Below are 4017 nucleotides of genomic sequence, written 5' to 3'. Positions count from 1 at the left end.
GAGGTGGTCTGCGTGGGCAGGCTTGCCGACGGCGTCCGAAGATCTTCGCGGGGGGCGGCGGCGAGGGGGCCGCTGTTGTGCTCGAGCAGGCGGAACCGCCCGTGGGAGCGGCGCAGCAGCGACCATCGGCAGTTCCCCAGCGGGCCGAAGGCCCACCACGTCGACGGCGGTACGTCGAGCAGCCGGCCGATGAGGGCGCGGGCGGTGCCGCCGTGGAGCACCAGCACGACCAGCCTGTCGTCGCCGGGCGGCCCGCCGGCGAGGAGATCCTCCACGACGGCGATCGCCCGGGCGCCGACCTCCTCGTAGGTTTCGCCGCCGCCGCGGCGGACGTCCTCGCCGCGGTGCCAGGCCGCCGCCTCCGCGGGGAAGCGCTCCGCGGCCTGTCGCGCGGTCAGGCCCGACCACTCCCCCAGCGCGATCTCGCGCAGCCGGGCGTCCACCTGGACGGTCAGGCCCAGCTCGGCGGCGGTCGACCGGCAGCGCAGCAGGTCCGAGGAGACCACGACGTCCGGCGCGAGCGCGCGGACCGCCGGTGCCACCAGCCGGGCCTGGGCCCGGCCGGTGGCGTCCAGCGGCGGGTCGGCCTGCCCCTGGAACCTGCCCAGCTCATTCCAGGCGGTGCGGCCGTGACGCCACAGCAGGACCCTCACCGGCGGCCAGCGCCGGGGGCCGCCACTTCCACCCGGCGGGCGAGGTCACGGTCGGTGAAGGTGATCCGTGGGCAGTCCTTCCACAGCCGTTCCAGGTCGTAGTACGTCCGCTCCTCGCCGTGCTGCACGTGCACCACGATGTCGGCGAAGTCGAGCAGCACCCAGCGTCCCTCGCGTTCCCCCTCGCGGCGGACCGGCTTGGCGCCGAAGCCGCGCAGCCGCTCCTCGATCCCGTCGACGACGGCCTTGACCTGCCGTTCGTTGTCCGCGGACGCGACGAGGAAGCAGTCCGTGATGGCAAGACGCTCGCTGACATCGAGGATGACGATGTCGCGGGCGAGCTTGTCCGCCGCGGCCTGCGCCGCTTCGAGGGCGAGCTCGACGGCTCGCGGGGATGCGGTCACGAATACACCTCTCCGGGTTGGATGGTTGTCGGGCTCCGGTCGGTCGTCGGTGGATCGTCGGCCGGGACCGTCACCCGCGCTGGTACGGCCGGTTCATCCTCCGTTTCCGTCGATGACCGACCGGCTGGGCCGCGGGCGTGCGCCGGACCAGCCTGCGTGCTGCCTGTCCAGCCTGACACAGACAACACTTTCACGGGCCTGGATCTGCCCCACGCCGGCTATGCTGGCCCGCCGGACCGGTCAGGCCGGCCGGGCCGGCGGGATCGGTCCGACCGGCCGGGTCGTGTGGCCGGTACAGGCCGCTCTTGGCGATGAAACGCACCACCCCGTCCGGGGTGAGGTACCAGATCGGTGCCCCACGGCTGACCCGGGCCCGGATGTCGGACGACGAGATCGCCAGTGCCGGCACCTCCAGCAGGCTGACGGCGTCCACCGGCAGGCTCGCGTCGAGCTCGAGCTGGTAGCCGGGCCGGGTGACGCCCACGAAGTGGGCCAGCCCGAACAGCTCCTGGACGTCCCGCCAGCTGAGGATCTGCGCCAGCGCGTCCGCGCCGGTGATGAAGAACAGCGTGGCGTCGCCGCGCTGGCGGCGCAGGTCACGCAGCGTGTCGATGGTGTAGGTCGGCCCGCTGCGGTCGACGTCGATCCGGCTCACCGTGAAACGAGGGTTACCCGCCGTCGCGAGAAAGGTCATGAGGTATCTGGCCTCGGCCGGCGACACCTCCCGGTCGGCCTTCTGCCACGGCTGCCCGCTGGGGACGAAGACCACCTCGTCCAGGTCGAACAGGGCGGCGACCTCGCTGGCGGCCACCAGGTGGCCGTTGTGCACCGGGTCGAAGGTCCCGCCCATCACACCGAGCCTCACGAACGGACAGTAACCGGAGCACGGCGTGGTTTCGACATCTCGCCGGATGTATCACATCTGACGGCGCCCGTCAGGACCGCTGTCACACACCGGGCCTGACGAGCGAAGAAAGCGAGGAGACAGCGCATCGGGACGGACGGGCGCCGGACCCGCGGCAGACCACGGGAACGACGCTTGCGGGCACCGTGCGGGACAACCGGGTGCCGGCGGGAAAACCACGGGTGCCGGCGGAAAACCCGGGTGCCGGCGGAAAACCCGGGGGTCAGCGGGAAAGCCGGGGGCGGCGGGAAGTTCGGCAGCCACCGGGAAGCGGCCGTGACCGTGCCCCGCCGCAGGCCCGCTAGGCTTGAAGTGTCGCAACCATTTTGGGCTGGCCGTGACCGGTTGCCCGTGCCTGCCACTTCTTCCGCCCGAGGGGGCCCGCCTGATGCCGCCCAGTCCGCTCGCGGGCCGGCCCGCGCCACCCGACATCCTCATCGACGTGGACGCGCTGCTGGCCGCCTACCACGACGAGCATCCCGACCCCGCCGAGGCCTCCCAGCGGGTCGCGTTCGGGACGTCCGGGCACCGCGGATCGTCACTGCGACGCTCCTTCAACGCCGACCACATCGTCGCGGTCACGCAGGCGATCTGCGAGCACCGCGCCGCGCACGGGGTGGCCGGGCCGCTGTTCCTCGGCATCGACACGCACGCCCTGTCCGCGCCGGCCCGCGACAGCGCGCTGACGGTGCTGGCCGCGCACGGGGTGGACGTGCGCGTCGCCCCCGGCGACGAGGCCACCCCCACCCCGGTGATCTCCCACGCGATCCTCACGCACAACACCGGCCGCGGGGCCGTCGGCCAGGCCGCCGCCACCCGGCCGGGCGGGACCGCGGACGGGATCGTCGTCACGCCGTCGCACAATCCCCCGGCGGACGGCGGGTTCAAGTACAACCCGCCGAACGGCGGGCCGGCCGACACGACCATCACCTCCTGGATCCAGGACCGCGCGAACGCCCTGCTCGCCGACGGGCTGCGCGGCGTCCAACAGGTCTCCCTCGAGCGGGCCCGGGCCGCGGCCACCGTGCACGACTACGTCTCGGCCTACGTCGACGACCTGCCGTCCGTGATCGACCTCGACGCCATCCGCGGCGCGGGGGTGCGCATCGGTGTCGACCCGCTGGGCGGGGCGAGCCTGGTCTACTGGCAGGCCATCGCCGAGCGTTACAAACTCGACCTGGACGTGGTCAACGCCACCATCGACCCGCGGTTCGGCTTCATGACCGTCGACTGGGACGGCAAGATCCGGATGGATCCGTCGTCACCGTACGCGATGGCCTCCCTGCTGCGGCTGAAGGACTCCTTCGACGTGGCGCTGGCCAACGACGCCGACGCCGACCGGCACGGCATCGTGACCCCGGCGGCCGGCCTGCTCAACCCCAACCACTACCTGTCGGCGGCCATCTCCTACCTGTTCGCGCACCGCGCCGACTGGCCGGGCGCGGCGGCGGTCGGCAAGACCCTGGTCAGCTCCAGCATGATCGACCGGGTGGCGGCCGGGCTCGGGCGCGGCCTCGTCGAGGTCCCGGTCGGCTTCAAGTGGTTCGTGGACGGGCTGGTCGACGGCTCGCTCGGCTTCGGCGGGGAGGAGAGCGCCGGGGCGTCGTTCCTGCGCCGCGACGGCCGGGTCTGGACCACCGACAAGGACGGCCTGATCCCCTGCCTGCTCGCCGCGGAGATCACCGCCGTCACCGGGCGGGACCCGGGACGCCTGTACGAGGAGCTGACCGGCCGGTTCGGCGCGCCCGCCTACCGCCGGGTCGACGCGGCGGCGTCCCCCGCGCAGAAGAAGATCCTGACCTCCCTCACCCCGGCGGACCTCGACGCCAGCACACTCGCCGGCGAGCCGGTGCGCGCCGCGCTCTCGCACGCCCCGGGCAACGGGGCTGCGATCGGCGGGGTGAAGGTCGTCACCGAGAACGCCTGGTTCGCAGCCCGGCCGTCCGGCACCGAGGACGTCTACAAGATCTACGCGGAGAGCTTCCGCGGCCCCGAGCATCTTGAGACGGTCCTCGCCGAGGCCCAGGCGGTCGTGGACGCCGCGCTGCGTCGCTGA

4 protein-coding genes are annotated in these 4017 nt (G+C 73.0%); 1 reads left to right on the top strand and 3 read right to left on the bottom strand.

Features of this window, described 5'->3' with window-relative positions:
* The 3 genes from AC5LSR_RS06790 to nadD form a co-directional block, all read right to left on the bottom strand.
* Positions 1-653: histidine phosphatase family protein (locus AC5LSR_RS06790; protein ID WP_493464476.1), on the bottom strand; the 653-nt coding region annotated here is incomplete at its 3' end.
* Complete coding sequence (rsfS, locus tag AC5LSR_RS06785; RefSeq protein ID WP_250285489.1) at positions 650-1057, bottom strand: ribosome silencing factor; 408 nt, start codon at positions 1055-1057, stop codon at positions 650-652. The genes AC5LSR_RS06790 and rsfS, both read right to left, overlap by 4 nt.
* Positions 1058-1247: 190 nt before the next feature.
* Positions 1248-1922, bottom strand: coding sequence for a nicotinate-nucleotide adenylyltransferase (gene nadD / locus AC5LSR_RS06780; RefSeq protein WP_445548309.1), 675 nt, complete (start codon positions 1920-1922; stop codon positions 1248-1250).
* A 427-nt stretch (positions 1923-2349) separates the two neighbouring features.
* Here nadD and pgm point away from each other — a divergent pair, with 427 nt between their 5' ends.
* Positions 2350-4017 carry a phosphoglucomutase (alpha-D-glucose-1,6-bisphosphate-dependent) gene (pgm, locus tag AC5LSR_RS06775; RefSeq protein WP_250290577.1) on the top strand — a complete coding sequence of 556 codons (1668 nt, stop codon included), beginning with the start codon at positions 2350-2352 and terminating at the stop codon, positions 4015-4017.

It is taken from the genome of Protofrankia sp. CiP1_Cm_nod4 (assembly GCF_982290645.1).
This window is presented reverse-complemented; position numbering and strand designations above follow the sequence as displayed.